We start from the raw sequence: 14,651 nt of genomic DNA on the forward strand, positions 1-14,651 counted from the left end.
GGCGGGTCAGCCCTTGCGGTCGTCGTCCCACGGGCCTTCCCACCAGTTGCCCGATCTCCCGTCGCCGCGGCCGCGGCGCGAGCGCACGAACTGCCAGATGACGATCGTGATCGATGACAGGCCGATCAGGATCAGCACGAGGAACAGCAGGTCGTTCTGATTCATGGTCGCTTCCCTTCTGCGGCATCCGCGACGATTTTGGGGACAGCATCCAGAGCCGCGGCGAACTCGTCGGGCTCGATGTCGGCCTCCGGACCGTCGAGCATCGTCCAGGTTCCGTTCGCCTTGGCAGTCTCGATCGCTCGGATGCCGGCCGGTGCGAGCAGTCCCGCGACCTCGAGCTCGGCAAGCCGCACCTTGTTCGTCGCAGCCCATCCGCTCGAGACACGTCGGGGCGAGAACCACTGACCGTTGCCCTCGGGGAACGTTCTGGTCGGGCCATCGATCCATCCGAAGCACAGGGCCTGGCGCACGGCATCGTCGTACTCCATCGACCCATTCGCACCGCGGACGTTCAGCAGCCACACACCCGCAGTGGTTGCGTGGTGGGCCTCGAGCCAGGCGCGCCAGACCAAAGCATCCGCTGCGGTGATCCGCTCGCCGTCGTCGAGAACGCCCATCGATCCTTCCTCAGTCAGTCCTTGATCGTCGTGATCGTCTCGGTGATGGTGGGGAGCAGATCGGCGACAGAATCGACGATCTCGTCGGGGCGGAACGGGTACTTCTCGATCTCGGCCTGATCGCTGATGCCGGTGAGGACGAGCACCGTGTGCAGGCCCGCTTCGATGCCGGCGACGATATCGGTGTCCATGCGGTCACCGATCATGCCGGTCTTCTTCGAGTGCGCACCGATCTTGTTCAGAGCAGAGCGGAACATCATCGGGTTCGGCTTGCCGACGACGTACGGCTCCATGCCGGTGGCCTTCGTGATGAGAGCGGCGACAGCGCCGGTTGCCGGCAGCGCGCCCTCGGCGCTGGGACCGGTGGCATCAGGGTTGGTGATGATGAACCGCGCGCCCTTGTTGATCAGGCGGATCGCCTTGGTGATCGCCTCGAAGGAGTAGGTGCGAGTCTCGCCGACGACGACGAAATCAGGATCCGTCTCGGTCATGATGTACCCGGCGTCGTGGAGCGCGGTGAGAATGCCGGCCTCGCCGATCACGAACGCAGAACCGCCGGGCAGCTGCTGCTTCAAGAACGATGCCGTCGCGAGCGCCGACGTCCAGATGCGGTCTTCGGGAACGTTCAGGCCGCTCGCGCGCAGTCGGGCGGAGAGGTCGCGCGCGGTGAAGATCGAGTTGTTCGTCAGCACCAGATACGGGATGCCGTTGCTCTCCCAGCCGGCGAGCATGTCGGATGCTCCGGGGATCGGGACGTTCTCATGGACGAGAACCCCGTCCATATCGGTGAGCCAGCATTCGATGTCATCGCGGTGTGCCATGTGCTCAGCCTATTGGCTGAGCCACACCACACCAGCGGCGCCGTCGGGCAGCGCGACATTCTTTCCGTCGAGGGCGATGCCACCGATGGTGACGCGGATCTCCGACCCCACAGCGAGGCCCAGCGCGTCCAGCGCCCGGAGCAGATCCGGATCGGTGTCCGCGACGCGCAGCACGCGGCCGATGTGACCGGTCGCCGCGTCAGCGAGCAGCACGAAGGGCTCGCGGATGACTTCACCCGCGGCATCTGGAATCGCATCTCCGTGCGGGTCGAAACGAGGGTGTCCGAGACGGGCGTCGATGCCCTCGAGCAGTCGATCGCTGATGGTGTGCTCGAGAACTTCGGCCTCATCGTGGACTTCGTCCCAGGAGTAGTCGAACTCCTGCACCAGCCACGTCTCGATGAGGCGATGGCGGCGCACCATCTGCAGCGCCCTGGTCTCGCCTGCCGGCGTCAGGCGCACCGCGCCGTACGGCACATGCGAGACGAGGCCTGCGGCTGCGAGCTTCTTGACCATCTCGGTCACGCTCGAGGGAGCGATGCCGAGCCCCGCGGCCAGCTGCGACGGAGTGATCGGAGCATCCTGCCATTCGGTGTGCGCGTAGACGGTCTTCAGGTAGTCGTCTGCTGCCGGGGATGCCACCGCTCCAGACTACGCTGAAGCAGTGACCGAGACTCCAGAGCGCAGCACCCACGGCCTCGGCCCCTGGGAAGGCGAATGGCCCACCGGTGACCAGTACGATCCGGAACTGCTCGAGAACGGCGACACCCGCAACGTCATCGATCGTTACCGCTATTGGCGGATGGATGCGATCGTCGCCGACCTCGACACGCACCGGCATCCGTTCCATGTCGCGATCGAGAACTGGCAGCACGACATGAACATCGGATCCATCGTGCGCAGCGCCAACGCGTTCCTCGCCGACACCGTGCACATCGTCGGCCGACGCCGCTGGAACAAGCGCGGTGCCATGGTCACCGACCGCTATCAGCACGTCGTGCACCACGAGGATGTCGCCTCGTTCGCGGCATGGGCTGAGAGTGAAGGCATCCCGATCATCGCCGTCGATAACGTCACAGGCGCCGTGCCCGTCGACAAGGCAGAGCTGCCCGAACGCTGCGTGCTGCTATTCGGACAGGAGGGGCCGGGCCTGACGGACGAGGCGATCGCCGCGGCATCCGGACACATCGAGATCACCCAGTACGGCTCGACCCGGTCGATCAACGCGAGCGCCGCGGGCGCGGTGATCATGTACGAATGGTGCCGCCGCTACGCGGGGTGAGTCACCCGAGCGGCGATCGTCGTCGCATGCGCGATCAGTCGCGCTGGATGCCGAAGGTGTGCCGCATGAGCGCGTTGACGTCTGAATCGAGGCGATCCAGACGGTGATGCACGCCCTGGACCTCGGTGCGGATGATCCGCACGAACATCGTCGACATGAGCGTGATCATGCCGAACAGGCCTGCGGCGAATACGCCGATCAGCATCCATACCTGCGGTTCGCTCATGGTCAGCATCTCTCCATTCTCGCCGTCGTGAGACCAGGACGCCAGGGGACGCAGACAGTTCGTGCGGCAGAGCCGACAAACCTGGATTGCCGTCCGTCGCGCAGTGTTGTGCAGAACGAGTCGTCTACGCGTCCTGCCGCAGCCAACCGCCGGTCTTGACACGCCAGCCGAGGGTCGCGAACCGGGCGAGCAGGTAGACGCCGAAGAAGGCGACGGCGAGCCAGGTGACTCCGGGCATTCCGCTGACCCCGACCATCGCGATGATCACGAGCGTCGGGATGAACGGCACGAGGTTCAGGCCGCCGGCGATCGCGAGATAGCGCACGTCGCCTGACCCCATCAGCACTCCGTCGAGCACGAACACGACCCCTGCGATCGGTTGAGCGACCGCAAGCACGATCAGCGCAGGCTGGATCAGTGCGGCAAGCTCTGGATCCCCGGTGAAGGCGAGCCCGATCACGCCGGAAAGCGCGCCGATGATGAGCCCGACGACCACGCCGAACCAGGCGCCCCACGCAACCGTTCGGGCCAGCACGAGACGCACGCCGGGAACGTCGCCGGAGCCCAGCCCCTTGCCGATCAGCGCCTGTGCGGCGATGGCGAGGGCATCCAGAGCGAAAGCCGCCGCCGAGAAGATCGTGAAGACGACCTGCCAGCCGGCGAGCTCTTCCGTGCCGAGGGCCGTCGCGACGCCGACCGTGAGCAGCAGGGCGACCCGCAGACTCACCGTGCGCAGGAACAGCCAGCCGCCGGCCCTCGCCGAACCGCGCACCCCGTCTCGCTGCGGCCGCACCGAGGCGGAGTGAGTGCGGGCCAGCCTGCCGACGATGATGACGTACGCGGCGACCATCGCCCACTGCGCGGTGACAGTTCCGATCGCGGAACCGGCGATGCCCCAGCCGAACCCGTAGATGAAGAGCCAGTTCAGCAGAGCGTTCGCACCGAACCCGAAGCCGGCGATCCAGAGCGGTGTGACAGTGTTCTGCATGCCGCGCAGAAGGCCTGTCGCCGCGAACACGATCAGCATCGCAGGCAGGCCCCACATGCTGATCACGAGATAGGTATCGGCCTGCTCGGCGACCTCTGGAGTTGCGCCGAAGAGCGACACGAGCCATGGCGAAGAGAACGCGCCGAGAGCGGCGAGCACGGCGCCGAGCCCGAGCGCCAGCCACATGCCGTCGATCCCGATCGAGACGGCATCCTTGTGATCACCCGCGCCGAAGCGTCGAGCAACCGCTGGTGTCGTCGAATACGCGAGGAACACCATCAGTCCCACGATCGTCTGCAGCACGGCGCTGGCGATGCCCAGACCCGCAAGCGGAACAGTTCCGAGGTGGCCGACGAGCGCGGCATCCACCATCAGGAACGCTGGCTCTGCGACCAGGGCGCCCAGGGCAGGGACCGCGAGCCGCAGGATCTCCCGGTTCAGGGTCATCGCGCCTCTCACCTCTTGAGACTATGCGTTGGCACTGACGTTCAGAGCAGCTCTGCGCGCAGCTGCTCCGGTGATTTCGGCGAGAGCAGGCCGGGGGCGACATCGAACACCGTGCGGGCGCCGATCTGACCATCAGCATTCATGCGGTGCACAGCGCGAGCGTAGGCGACCAGCACGCTGGCGGTGAACTCCGGGTTGCTGCCGAGGTTCAGGCCGTACTCGATCGTCTGGGTTGCGCCGTCACCGGTCACACCACTGCGGATCACGAACCCGCCGTGCGGCATGGCTGCGTGGTCGCGGGCGAGCTCGTCGGCCGAGATGAAGGTCACGGCGGTGTCGTAGTCGGCGAAGTAGTCGGGCATCGTCACGATCGCCTCGCGCACGGCATCGGCATCGGCGCCGTCAGCGAGCACGACGAAGCACTCGCGCGTGTGCTTCTGCCTGGTGGTGAGGGTCGGTCGCTCGCCCGATCGAACGGATGCCACCGCATCTGCACTCGGGACGGTGTACTGCACTCCGCCTGCGACGCCGTCGACCCGGCGGATCGCGTCGGAGTGGCCCTGGCTGAGACCGCGGCCCCAGAACGTGTAGGTGTCGCCTTCGGGCAGCAGTGCCTCTCCGAAGACGCGGTTCAGCGAGAACATCCCGGGGTCCCACCCGGCCGAGATGAGTGCGGTCGTCCCGGCAGCGCGCGCGGTCGCATCCACTGCCGCGAAGTGCTCCGGAATGCGGGCGTGCGTGTCGAAGCTGTCGACGACGCTGAAGCGCCCGGCGAGCTCCGGCGTCTGCGCGGGCAGATCGTTCTTGGACCCGCCGCAGAGGATGAGCACGTCGAGAGCGTCTGCGTGCTGGTCGAGATCGTCCATTCGGTGCGCGGCAGCTCCGGCCGTGCGCACATCTGCGGGATCGCGCCGGGTGAAGACGCCGACGAGTTCCATATCTTCGCTACGGTCGATCGCGGCCTCGACGCCGCGTCCGAGGTTTCCATAACCGACGATTCCGATGCGGATCGGCGTACTCATGCGGGGACTCCTTGGACGAGGGGCAGAGTACCCCAGCGTATCGAAGCCGGAGCGGGTGGCGACCGGCGGCGTAGGCTTATCACGAACCATGCCGGAGGTGCGCCATGTCTGACGAGAGACCACCGCAACAGCCCCGCGAACCGGCCGCGCCCTCCGCGCTCACAGCGCAGAACAAGCACGAGTTCGTCGAGAGCGCTATTCAGGTCGCCATGCGCCGCGGCGAGTTCGACAACCTTCCCGGCGCCGGCAAGCCACTCGAGGATCTCGGGACCCACCATGATCCCGACTGGTGGATCCGGCGCAAGATCGAGACCGAGAACCTCTCCGGGCTCGGCCCGCCCGCCATCCTGCTGCGCACCGAGGACCGCGAGCTCGACGCGAACCTCGACGCGCTCTCTCGCGAGAGCGACGTGCGCGATGTGCTCGAGGACTTCAACAGTCGAGTGATCGCCGCCCGGCGCCAGTTGCAGGGCGGCCCACCGGTGGTGACGAAGACGCGAGATGCGGATGCGGAGGTCGCAGCCTGGCGCGAGCGACGGGCTGCGCGGGCTACCGTCGTTCCGTCCGAGCCCACGACGGATTCGCGCGGCGGGGTGCGGCGCCGGTTCCGCGGATGGCGGAAGGAAAACACGGCTTAGGACGCGTCCGCAGCCGCGAAAGTCTTCTCGCATCGGTCGGACGGCGCCGATCCGCGCGCATTGTCGCACCGCGCGCATCGGCACGCGGCGCATAGGGTGGACGCATGACTGATGTGCTTCCCGCCGGTCTCGCGACCGAAGAATTCAGCTCCGACATCCGCCCGCAGGACGATCTTTACCGCTACGTCAACGGTGCGTGGCTCGAGCGCACCGAGATCCCCGGCGACAAGGCGCGCTGGGGCTCCTTCCATCTGCTCGCCGAGCAGGCCGAGAAGGACGTCCGCACGATCATCGAAGAGTCGCAGGGCGCTGACGCCGGCAGTCTCGCGCGCAAGATCGGTGACCTCTTCACGAGCTTCATGGACACGGCGAGCATCGATGCCGCCGGCGCCCGGCCGCTGCAGGAGACCCTCGCAGAGATCGACCGGATTGACAGCATCCCGGCCCTTCTCGCCACCGCCGGTGCCTACGAGCGCGATGGCCGCGCCCACCTGATCGGGTTCTACGTCGATGGCGACCCGGGTGACCCCGAGCGCTATGTGCCCGTTCTCGTGCAGTCCGGCCTCTCGCTCCCCGACGAGAGCTATTACCGCCTCGACAACTTCGCCGACACCCGCACCGCCTACCGCGCGCACCTCGAGCGTCTGCTCGCGCTCGCCGGCATTGCGGATGCTGCCGGTGACGCCGAGCGTGCTTTCGCGCTCGAGACCGAGATCGCCTCGCACCACTGGGACAACGTCCGCAGCCGCGACGCCGTCGAAACCTACAACCTGAAGACTTGGGATGAGCTGCAGGCGCTCGTCGACGTCGACCTCGCACCCTGGCGGGACGCGGTCGGGCCCACGAACCCGGATGCTTTCGCCGAACTGGTCGTCAGCCAGCCGAGCGCTTTCGAGGGTCTCGGCGCGCTGCTGAGCGCAGAGCGCCTCGACGACTGGAAGGCCTGGCTGCGCTCGCAGGTCGTGCATGCTGCGGCGGCGTTCCTTACCGATGACTTCGTGCAGGAGAACTTCTCGTTCTACGGCACCGAGCTCACCGGCGTCCCCACGATCCGTGAGCGCTGGAAGCGCGGCGTCTCGGTCACCGAAGGCGCCCTCAGTGAGGCGATCGGCAAGGTCTACGTCGAGCGCCACTACCCGCCGACGGCGAAGGCGGCCATGGACGAACTCGTCGCGAATCTCATCGCGGCGTACCGCCAGAGCATCACGACGCTGGAGTGGATGAGCCCAGAGACCCGCGAGCGCGCGCTCACGAAGCTCGACTCGTTCACCCCGAAGATCGGCCACCCCGAAGTGTGGCGCGACTATTCGACACTCGAGATCGATGCATCCGACATCTTCGGCAACGTCCGCCGGGCGAACGTCTTCGAGCACGACCGCAACGTCGACAAGGTCGGAAAGCCCATCGATCGGAACGAGTGGCACATGCCGCCGCAGATGGTCAATGCGTACTACAACCCGTCCATGAATGAGATCGTGTTCCCCGCGGCGATCCTGCAGTACCCGTTCTTCGACGCATCTCGCGACGCCGCCGCGAACTACGGCGGAATCGGTGCCGTCATCGGGCACGAGATCGGACACGGATTCGATGACCAGGGCAGTCGCTACGACGGCACGGGCAAGCTCGATGATTGGTGGACGGATGCTGACCGCGCTGCCTTCGAGGAGCGCACCAAGGCCCTCATTGCACAGTACGACGCGCTCGTCCCTGTGGGGCTGGGAGACGAGAACCACGTCAACGGTGCACTCACGATCGGCGAGAACATCGGGGATCTCGGTGGTCTCGGCATCGCGCTGAAGGCCTACGAGCTGTCTCTCGGCGGCGCGGATGCCCCGGTCATCGACGGACTCACCGGCGTGCAGCGTCTGCTGCTGAGCTGGGCCCAGGTCTGGCAGCAGAAGAGCCGCGATGCTGAGACGATCCGTCTGCTGACGATTGACCCGCACTCCCCGAACGAGTTCCGCTGCAACCAGATCGTGCGCAACATCGATGCTTTCTACGAGGCATTCGGGGTGACCGAAGACGACGCGCTGCACCTTCCGACTGAAGAGCGGGTGACGATCTGGTGACGGTTACTTACCGGCGCCCAGCGGGGAGTCGGTAGGCGGGGTTACGATAGCCAATGCCGTCTCGGCTGTGCCGATGAAGGCAACACCCAAAACCTTCGCGGGAAGGAACATGTGTGGGCACCCCCCAGCCCTCTGAACCGGCCAAAACGACGGCGATGCTGCGTCGATCCCACCGCAAGACTCGTCGACTGCCGCGTCGAGCGGCAATCGGACGCAGGTCGTTCGCGGCGACCATGCGTGCGCTGGAAGGGCTGGCGGATGCTGGGGCTCAGGTCTCCGTGCACGTCAAGGATCTCGATACCGGCGCGCCGGTACTGACCGGTGACGATCATGTGACCCTTCCCATTGCTGGACTCGGCGTCGTGCCGCTGCTCATCGAGGTAGCGGCACGATTCGAGGCCGGAAGCCTCGATCCGCTCGAGATCGTCGAGCGTTCGGCGGGAGAACCAGTGGCGGCGTCCGGGGTGTGGCGTCATCTGCGCACTCCGGTCCTCCCGCTGGCTGATCTCGCAACTCTTGCCGCAGCAACCGGCGATCCGCTGGCGGTGAATCTGCTGCTGGAGCGCGTCGGGCATAACAGCGTTCGCGAGCGCATCGATGCGCTCGGGCTGCGGCGAACCGCCATGCTCGACCGTTTCCGCGATGAGCGCGGCCCCGATGACGCACCGCACGTCGCAGTCGGCACCACTCGCGAGCTGGCCGGGCTGTTCTCGGCGCTGGTCAACTCCAAGGTCGTCGATCCTGCAGTGAGCGCTCAGGTCTCGGAGTGGCTGAGCCTGAACCATGACCTGAGTCTGGTCGCGGCATCCACTGGTCTTGATCCCTTCGCGCACGACCATGACGCGCACGGTCTGCTGTTCATCAACAAGACCGGTCGTGATCGTGGCGCCCGCGCCGAGGCCGGGGTGCTCGCGGGTCCGCGGGCGGGGATCTCCTATGCGATGATCGTCGGCTTCGATGATCTATCGATCGCGCACCGTCTTCGCGTGCACGAGGCGTTCCGCATCCTCGGCATCGAACTCATGGAGTACGCGCACTGACCGGCGCGGGCCGCTCAGAACGGTCCGAACCTCCGGTGCGGATCGAGCGCTTCGACGACGGGGCCGAGCGCATCGGCGAGGTTCTCCAGCTGCTCTTCGGTGACGCGGTCGAGCACCAGGCGGTGCGCCATGTCGAAGTGGCCTGGGGTTGCGAGCACGAGCTGTCGGCGCCCCTCTTTCGTGAGAGCCAGCAGCACGCTGCGGCGGTCCTTCGTGCTCTCTTCGCGTTCGATGAGATCGCGCTGCTGCAGCCGGCTCACGACCTTGGAGGTGCGGGGGAGCGTCGCGTTGGTCGCGCTTGCGAGATCGCTCAGGCGCAATGCTCCCTGACGCTGCAGCACGCTGAGCAGGATGAACTCGTAGTGCGTCATGGACGAGTCTCGCTGCAACTGAGCGTCGAGAGCGGCCGGCAAGAGCTCTGCAGTACCGATCAGGGCGAGCCAGGCCGCTGACTGCTGCGGCGTCATGCGCGAGAGAGGTGCGGACATGTCTCCATTCTGCCGGGAATAGTTGCCGAGGCAAGCGCGCCCGACACTCGTCAGTCCCGATCACAAAGGTTGGTCGAGAACGTGCGTTTCAGTCCGACCTCTGTATTTCAGGCCGACATCTGTCGTCGAGGTACCCTCGTCGGATGAATGATTGGACCCCGCATCGCCGCGACGACGGCGAATTGCTCGGCTGGATCCACCCATCGGGCGATGACTGGGTGGCAGTGGACGTGTTCGGACGCACCATCTCGGATGCTGTCGACTGGCTCGTTGCCGAGGAGCTGCTGGAAGAGCACGGGCTCGCATGGCTCGCCGAGCCGTGGATGCTGGAAGACGAGGGGCGCCCGATCCGGGTCCGCATTGTCGAAGTGGCCCCCGAGCATGACGGCATCCGCGGACGCATCGTCGTGAAGATCGACGATTACGGGGACATCACCCGACCGGCGGCGGAGTCGATCGTGCTGCCGTGGCCGGTCCCCGAGAACTTGCGCCCGCCGCGACGAGGAGACCCGGACGGATACACGCTCTGAGGCCGGCTCGGCCGAACTCAGCTGGGGAGTGACGGATGCTTCTCGAGTGGGGTGGTCTTCGGGATGAACAGCGACAGCACAAGGGCGACGGCAGCGGCGACGATCGCGAGCCAGAAGCAGACGTTGAAGGCCTCGCGAGTGGGAACGGCCACGCCGTCGATATCGATGCTCATCGCTGCGAGCACGGCGCCCATGACGGCCGAGGCACTGGACGTGCCCACGGAGCGGAACAGCGCGTTCAGGCCGTTCGAGACGCCCGTCTCATTGGCCGGAACCGAGCGCATGATGATCATCGGCATGGCGGCGAAGGTGAAGCCGATCCCGACGCCGATCAGTGCATTGGCGACGAGGATGTGCACCCATTCCGAGGACCAGAGGAGCACATAGACGTATGCGACGACGATCGCGGCGCTGCCGACGGCGAACAGCGGTTTCGGTCCGATCGAGCGTTCGAGAAGGCCGGACAGCGGCGAAAGCACCATCATCACCAGGCCTGCCGGCATGATGACGAACGATGCGGCGAGCATGTCGAGCCCGAAGCCTGACCCTGTCTCGACGGGAAGCTCGAGGATCTGCGGGAACGTGACGTTCGATGAGAACAGTGCGAACCCCATGCCGATCGCTGCGATGTTCGTCAGGAGCACTGCGGGCCGTGCGGCAACCCTCAGATCCACCAGCGGATCGGTTACTCGCAGCTCGTACCAGCCCCACAGCAGCAGCACGACGATGCCACCGATGAGGAGGCCCAGTCCGAGCGGCGATGCCCATCCCCACTGGGCTCCGCGAGAGATGTAGAGCAGGAGGCCGGTGAGGCCGACGGCGAGACCGATGGTGCCGACGACGTCGAGGCGGCCGGGGGAGAGCAGCACGTCCTCTGGCACGAACATCAGCACCAGGATGAGCACGGTGATGCCGAGCCCCGCCGAGAGCCAGAACAGCGAGTGCCAGTCGGCGTTGAGCGCGAGGTACGCGGCCAGCGGCATCCCGACAGCGCCGCCGACGCCCATCGTCGCGCTCATCAGTGCGACCGAGGTGCCGACGCGCTTAGGGGGCAGGATGTCGCGCATGATCGCGATGCCGAGCGGGATGACGCCAGTGACGGCGCCCTGCAGCGCCCGGCCGATGACCACACCGACGATCGAGGCCGAAGCCGCCGCGATGACCGAGCCGAGAGCGAGCAGCACCAGAAGCACGACCACGATCCGGCGTTTGCCGTACATGTCGCCGAGGCGCCCAGAGATCGGCGTCGCGACCGCGGCGACGAGCAGCGTGATCGTGACGACCCATGAGGTGTCTTCACGCGAGGCGTTGAGGAGGGTGGGCAGCTCGGCCTGGAGCGGCACGACGAGCGTGAACATGAACGATGAGCAGAGGCCCGCAAGAGCGAGGACGGCGACTGTCATCCCTCGATTGGGGGTACGGGAGAGCCGTTTTCTGGCTCTCTCGTCGTCATTTCCCACTTGACCAGGCTAGTGGGCGATTGCGACGGTCGGCGCCCGGTCAGTCCTGTGGCAGATGGGGAGGCGCGGTCGAGGAGCGCAGAATCAGAGTCGGCTCCACGCGCGGCATCTCACCGCGCGGCTCTGTTCCCTCGATCTGCGCGATCACCCGCCGGGCAGCGCCCGCACCCACAGACTCGAACGGCTGGCGCACTGTCGTGAGTGCCGGTGATGCGTACGCTGCCAGAGCGATGTCGTCGACGCTGACGATCGACACGTCATCCGGCACGCTGCGTCCTGCTTCGTGCAGCGCGCGGATCACGCCGAATGCCATCTCGTCACTGCTCACGAAAACGGCTGTGGCGCCGGGGATCGCGGCGATCGTGCGTCCGGCGCGGTAGCCGGACTCAGAGGTCCAGTCCGCGGGAATCACCGGTGGAGGTTCGATGCCGTGCTCGCGCAGCACGCGTTCCCACATCTCGCGACGCTGCACGCTCTCTGACCAGTACTCGTCACCGCTGACATGCCACACGGTCTCGTGTCCGAGGTCGAGCAGGTGCTCGACGGCGAGGCGGGCGACTTCGCCCTGATCGACGGAGAATTCGGACTCCTCCTCCGGGGAGGTTCGCACGTTGCGCGTGGAGGGTGTCCGCTCTGTTCGCGCACGCATGAGCGGGTGATCGAGCGAGACCGGAACGCCGAGGATGATGCCCTCGGCGCCCTGGCGCTCGAGGAGATCGAAGGCCGCGGCGATGTCTTCGATGGTGGCGTGGTCAGAAACGGATGCCGTGGTCACCGTGTAGTTGTTCTCGGCAGCCACGCGTTCGATGCCGACGCCCAGGGCCGCTGTCGAGTAGCGGTTGGTGCTCAGCACGATGACGCCGAGGATGCGGGTGCGGCCGGATGCCAACGACGCGGCCGCGGCATGCACGCGGTAGCCGAGCTCTTCGACGGCATTGAGCACTTTCCGTGCGGTGTCGGGGCGCACATTGCTCTGCCCGGACATCACCCGTGACACAGTCTGGGCAGAAACCCCCGCGAGTCGAGCGACGTCATTCTGATTGGGAGCGCGATCAGCGGGGTCTCGACGGGGAGGCATGCCCTCCATGCTAGTGATCGCGATGCGGCTGAGCGAGTACTTGCCGTGTTCTTGATGAGATAATGTGAACGCAAACAATTTTGAGATTCATGCCAGAGGAGTCCATGATGAACGACGCATTCTCGCCAGCATCAGGCGGCGAGTCCGCGCTTGTCTGGCAAGGCGGCCAGCTGATCCGCGACGGTCGTCCCCATCGCATCCTCGCCGGCGCGCTGCACTACTTCCGGGTGCACCCCGGGCAGTGGGAGGACCGCTTGCGCCGCCTGGCCGCTATGGGCGCAAACACCGTCGACACCTACGTGCCCTGGAACTTCCACGAACGCGTCGAGGGTGACGTTCGTTTCGACGGCTGGCAGGACATCGAGGCATTCATCCGTCTCGCGGGAGAGGTCGGACTCGACGTCTTCCTACGCCCCAGCCCCTACATCTGTGCGGAGTGGTCCAACGGCGGGCTGCCGGTGTGGCTGACCGGCCGGGTCTCGGCACTGCGCACGAGCGATCCGGAGTTCCTCGCGGCCGTCGATCGCTGGTTCGACGCGCTCATACCTCGGATGGTGCCGCTGCAGGCGGTCAACGGCGGACCCATCATCGCCGTGCAGGTCGAGAACGAGTACGGCTCCTTCGGAAGCGACCACGCGTACCTCGAGCACCAGCGTGATGCGCTGCGCTCGCGCGGGATCGTCGAGCTGCTCACGACTGCCGACGGGATCACCTCCGACATGGTCGCGCACGGGTCCGTGGGCGGCGCCATGGGAACCTTCACATTCGGCACGGGAGTCCCGGCGGCCGAAGAGCTTCTCGTCCCCGGACAGGCTCTGATGTGCAGTGAGCTCTGGGGTGGATGGTTCGACCACTGGGGCGAGCAGCATCACGTGCGCTCGGCCGCGAGCATGATCGGCACGGTCGACGAGCTGCTCGCCGCCGGCGGTTCGGTCAGCATCTACATGGCGCACGGCGGCACGAACTTCGGGCTGTGGAACGGTGCCAACCATTTCGGCATGATCGAGCCGACCATCACCAGCTACGACTCGGATGCTCCGATCCATGAAGACGGATCACTCGGCGACAAGTTCGATGCCCTGCGGGCGGCATTCGCCCCGTTCCATGACGGTGAGCTTTCCGAACCGCCCGCGCCGAACCCCGTGCAGCCTGCCCAGACGGTCCGTCTGCAGCAGGCCGCATCCCTGCGTGCACTCGTGGAGACGCTCCCCGTGATAGGCGAGCGCACCCCCGCACCGCAGAGCTTCGAGCAGCTCGGTGTCGAGGACGGGATCGTCGTCTATCAGGCATCCATCGACATTCCCGCCGAATCCACGATCACGATCGCCGATCTGCGTGACCGCGCAACGGTGTTCGTCGACGATGAGCGCATCGGCACGATGGAGCACGACGGCGAGCACGCGCTCGCCATTCCCGGCGGTGCACGCAAGGGCGCGCTGACGATCGTCGTCGAGAGCCTCGGGCGCATCAACTACGGCCCGCAGACCGGGGCGCACAAGGGCATCCTCGGTGGCGTCCTCGTGGGCGGTCGCCGCTTCGTGCACGGCTGGACCCATCGTGCGCTCCCGCTCGACGCGCCGCAGGCTGCGGCGGGTGCCGGCGCAAGCAGGACTGAACGCGCAGACGACGCCGACGGCGTCGCCGTGGCGAGCATTCAGGTCGAGACTCCGGCTGATTCCTGGCTCGCCTTCCGCGGCGGAGTCAAGGGCATGGTGTGGCTGAACGGCTTCCTGCTCGGACGCTACTGGGACCGCGGCCCGCAGGTCACGCTCTACGCTCCTGCACCGCTGTGGAAGCCCGGCGCGAACGAGATCGTCGTGCTCGACACTGACGCGCTTCCCGCTATGGTCGAGCTCCGGGAGACGCCGGAGTACGGCGCCGTCGAGGAATTCATCGGGTCCTGACCCGCGACCGGAGACACGAAGAAGGGCTCGCGACCGAA

At 66.4% G+C, this 14,651-nt stretch carries 16 protein-coding genes; 6 read left to right on the forward strand and 10 right to left on the reverse strand.

The annotated features are described in order from the left end of the window. Positions 1–6: 6 nt before the first annotated feature. Genes ACTU6U_RS07610 through ACTU6U_RS07625 form a run of 4 tightly spaced genes read right to left on the reverse strand, consistent with a single transcriptional unit; the run spans position 7 to position 2,083 of the window. Entirely contained in the window at positions 7–165 is a 159-nt protein-coding gene (locus tag ACTU6U_RS07610) for a hypothetical protein (protein ID WP_443468521.1), read from the reverse strand. Beyond that, the gene (locus ACTU6U_RS07615; RefSeq protein ID WP_443468522.1) at positions 162–620 is read right to left on the reverse strand and encodes a YdeI/OmpD-associated family protein; all 459 of its coding nucleotides are present in this window, start codon (positions 618–620) and stop codon (positions 162–164) included. The genes ACTU6U_RS07610 and ACTU6U_RS07615 overlap by 4 nt, the downstream gene beginning before the upstream one ends. A gap of 14 nt (positions 621–634) precedes the next feature. Then, positions 635–1,441, reverse strand: a complete 807-nt coding sequence (locus ACTU6U_RS07620; protein ID WP_443468523.1) for an HAD-IIA family hydrolase — start codon at positions 1,439–1,441, stop codon at positions 635–637. Between the two features lie 9 nt (positions 1,442–1,450). Beyond that, complete coding sequence (locus ACTU6U_RS07625; protein WP_443468524.1) at positions 1,451–2,083, reverse strand: metal-dependent transcriptional regulator; 633 nt, start codon at positions 2,081–2,083, stop codon at positions 1,451–1,453. A gap of 22 nt (positions 2,084–2,105) precedes the next feature. Between ACTU6U_RS07625 and ACTU6U_RS07630 the strand changes: the two genes are divergently transcribed. Beyond that, complete coding sequence (locus ACTU6U_RS07630; protein ID WP_443468525.1) at positions 2,106–2,723, forward strand: TrmH family RNA methyltransferase; 618 nt, start codon at positions 2,106–2,108, stop codon at positions 2,721–2,723. 34 nt (positions 2,724–2,757) lie between these two features. On the opposite strand, the gene ACTU6U_RS07635 is transcribed toward ACTU6U_RS07630, so the two are convergent. The 3 genes from ACTU6U_RS07635 to ACTU6U_RS07645 all read right to left on the reverse strand — a co-directional run bounded on the left by ACTU6U_RS07635 (position 2,758) and on the right by ACTU6U_RS07645 (position 5,406). After that, positions 2,758–2,949 carry a hypothetical protein gene (locus ACTU6U_RS07635; RefSeq protein ID WP_443468526.1) on the reverse strand — a complete coding sequence of 64 codons (192 nt, stop codon included), beginning with the start codon at positions 2,947–2,949 and terminating at the stop codon, positions 2,758–2,760. Between the two features lie 124 nt (positions 2,950–3,073). Beyond that, a complete protein-coding gene (locus ACTU6U_RS07640) occupies positions 3,074–4,384 on the reverse strand; it encodes an MATE family efflux transporter (RefSeq protein ID WP_443468527.1) in 1,311 nt (436 codons plus the stop codon). Between the two features lie 41 nt (positions 4,385–4,425). After that, positions 4,426–5,406, reverse strand: a complete 981-nt coding sequence (locus tag ACTU6U_RS07645) for a diaminopimelate dehydrogenase (RefSeq protein WP_443468528.1) — start codon at positions 5,404–5,406, stop codon at positions 4,426–4,428. Between the two features lie 104 nt (positions 5,407–5,510). On the opposite strand from ACTU6U_RS07645, the gene ACTU6U_RS07650 reads away from it, so the two are divergent. The 3 genes from ACTU6U_RS07650 (at position 5,511) to ACTU6U_RS07660 (ending at position 9,153) form a co-directional block, all read left to right on the forward strand. Continuing rightward, the gene (locus ACTU6U_RS07650) at positions 5,511–6,044 is read left to right on the forward strand and encodes a DnaJ family domain-containing protein (protein ID WP_443468529.1); all 534 of its coding nucleotides are present in this window, start codon (positions 5,511–5,513) and stop codon (positions 6,042–6,044) included. Positions 6,045–6,148: 104 nt separating this feature from the next. After that, on the forward strand, positions 6,149–8,113 hold the full coding sequence (locus tag ACTU6U_RS07655) for a M13 family metallopeptidase (protein WP_443468530.1): 1,965 nt from the start codon (positions 6,149–6,151) through the stop codon (positions 8,111–8,113). Between the two features lie 155 nt (positions 8,114–8,268). After that, positions 8,269–9,153: a serine hydrolase gene (locus ACTU6U_RS07660; protein WP_443468856.1), complete on the forward strand. Its 885-nt coding sequence runs from the start codon at positions 8,269–8,271 to the stop codon at positions 9,151–9,153. Positions 9,154–9,167: 14 nt separating this feature from the next. Here ACTU6U_RS07660 and ACTU6U_RS07665 read toward each other — a convergent pair whose 3' ends face one another. Then, entirely contained in the window at positions 9,168–9,641 is a 474-nt protein-coding gene (locus ACTU6U_RS07665) for a MarR family winged helix-turn-helix transcriptional regulator (RefSeq protein WP_443468531.1), read from the reverse strand. Positions 9,642–9,784: 143 nt separating this feature from the next. On the opposite strand from ACTU6U_RS07665, the gene ACTU6U_RS07670 reads away from it, so the two are divergent. Next, a complete protein-coding gene (locus ACTU6U_RS07670; protein ID WP_443468532.1) occupies positions 9,785–10,171 on the forward strand; it encodes a hypothetical protein in 387 nt (128 codons plus the stop codon). A gap of 17 nt (positions 10,172–10,188) precedes the next feature. Here ACTU6U_RS07670 and ACTU6U_RS07675 read toward each other — a convergent pair whose 3' ends face one another. Both ACTU6U_RS07675 and ACTU6U_RS07680 read right to left on the reverse strand, forming a co-directional pair. After that, complete coding sequence (locus ACTU6U_RS07675; protein WP_443468533.1) at positions 10,189–11,574, reverse strand: MFS transporter; 1,386 nt, start codon at positions 11,572–11,574, stop codon at positions 10,189–10,191. A gap of 97 nt (positions 11,575–11,671) precedes the next feature. After that, on the reverse strand, positions 11,672–12,709 hold the full coding sequence (locus ACTU6U_RS07680) for a LacI family DNA-binding transcriptional regulator (RefSeq protein WP_443468534.1): 1,038 nt from the start codon (positions 12,707–12,709) through the stop codon (positions 11,672–11,674). A 107-nt stretch (positions 12,710–12,816) separates the two neighbouring features. On the opposite strand from ACTU6U_RS07680, the gene ACTU6U_RS07685 reads away from it, so the two are divergent. Beyond that, positions 12,817–14,613: a glycoside hydrolase family 35 protein gene (locus ACTU6U_RS07685; RefSeq protein ID WP_443468535.1), complete on the forward strand. Its 1,797-nt coding sequence runs from the start codon at positions 12,817–12,819 to the stop codon at positions 14,611–14,613. Positions 14,614–14,651: the final 38 nt, after the last annotated feature.

The sequence above is a fragment of the Microbacterium zouquanmingi genome, assembly GCF_052266695.1.
Classification (GTDB): domain Bacteria; phylum Actinomycetota; class Actinomycetes; order Actinomycetales; family Microbacteriaceae; genus Microbacterium.

What these genes read in the sequence shown, in the direction of transcription:
- ACTU6U_RS07655 (WP_443468530.1), top strand. Translation starts at nt 6,149, where the DNA reads ATGACTGATGTGCTTCCCGCCGGTCTCGCGACCGAAGAATTCAGCTCC.
- ACTU6U_RS07685 (WP_443468535.1), top strand. Translation starts at nt 12,817, where the DNA reads ATGAACGACGCATTCTCGCCAGCATCAGGCGGCGAGTCCGCGCTTGTC.
- ACTU6U_RS07645 (WP_443468528.1), bottom strand. Translation starts at nt 5,406, where the DNA reads ATGAGTACGCCGATCCGCATCGGAATCGTCGGTTATGGAAACCTCGGA.
- ACTU6U_RS07665 (WP_443468531.1), bottom strand. Translation starts at nt 9,641, where the DNA reads ATGTCCGCACCTCTCTCGCGCATGACGCCGCAGCAGTCAGCGGCCTGG.
- ACTU6U_RS07675 (WP_443468533.1), bottom strand. Translation starts at nt 11,574, where the DNA reads ATGACAGTCGCCGTCCTCGCTCTTGCGGGCCTCTGCTCATCGTTCATG.
- ACTU6U_RS07620 (WP_443468523.1), bottom strand. Translation starts at nt 1,441, where the DNA reads ATGGCACACCGCGATGACATCGAATGCTGGCTCACCGATATGGACGGG.
- ACTU6U_RS07680 (WP_443468534.1), bottom strand. Translation starts at nt 12,709, where the DNA reads ATGCCTCCCCGTCGAGACCCCGCTGATCGCGCTCCCAATCAGAATGAC.
- ACTU6U_RS07635 (WP_443468526.1), bottom strand. Translation starts at nt 2,949, where the DNA reads ATGAGCGAACCGCAGGTATGGATGCTGATCGGCGTATTCGCCGCAGGC.
- ACTU6U_RS07660 (WP_443468856.1), top strand. Translation starts at nt 8,269, where the DNA reads ATGCTGCGTCGATCCCACCGCAAGACTCGTCGACTGCCGCGTCGAGCG.
- ACTU6U_RS07640 (WP_443468527.1), bottom strand. Translation starts at nt 4,384, where the DNA reads ATGACCCTGAACCGGGAGATCCTGCGGCTCGCGGTCCCTGCCCTGGGC.
- ACTU6U_RS07615 (WP_443468522.1), bottom strand. Translation starts at nt 620, where the DNA reads ATGGGCGTTCTCGACGACGGCGAGCGGATCACCGCAGCGGATGCTTTG.
- ACTU6U_RS07670 (WP_443468532.1), top strand. Translation starts at nt 9,785, where the DNA reads ATGAATGATTGGACCCCGCATCGCCGCGACGACGGCGAATTGCTCGGC.
- ACTU6U_RS07610 (WP_443468521.1), bottom strand. Translation starts at nt 165, where the DNA reads ATGAATCAGAACGACCTGCTGTTCCTCGTGCTGATCCTGATCGGCCTG.
- ACTU6U_RS07650 (WP_443468529.1), top strand. Translation starts at nt 5,511, where the DNA reads ATGTCTGACGAGAGACCACCGCAACAGCCCCGCGAACCGGCCGCGCCC.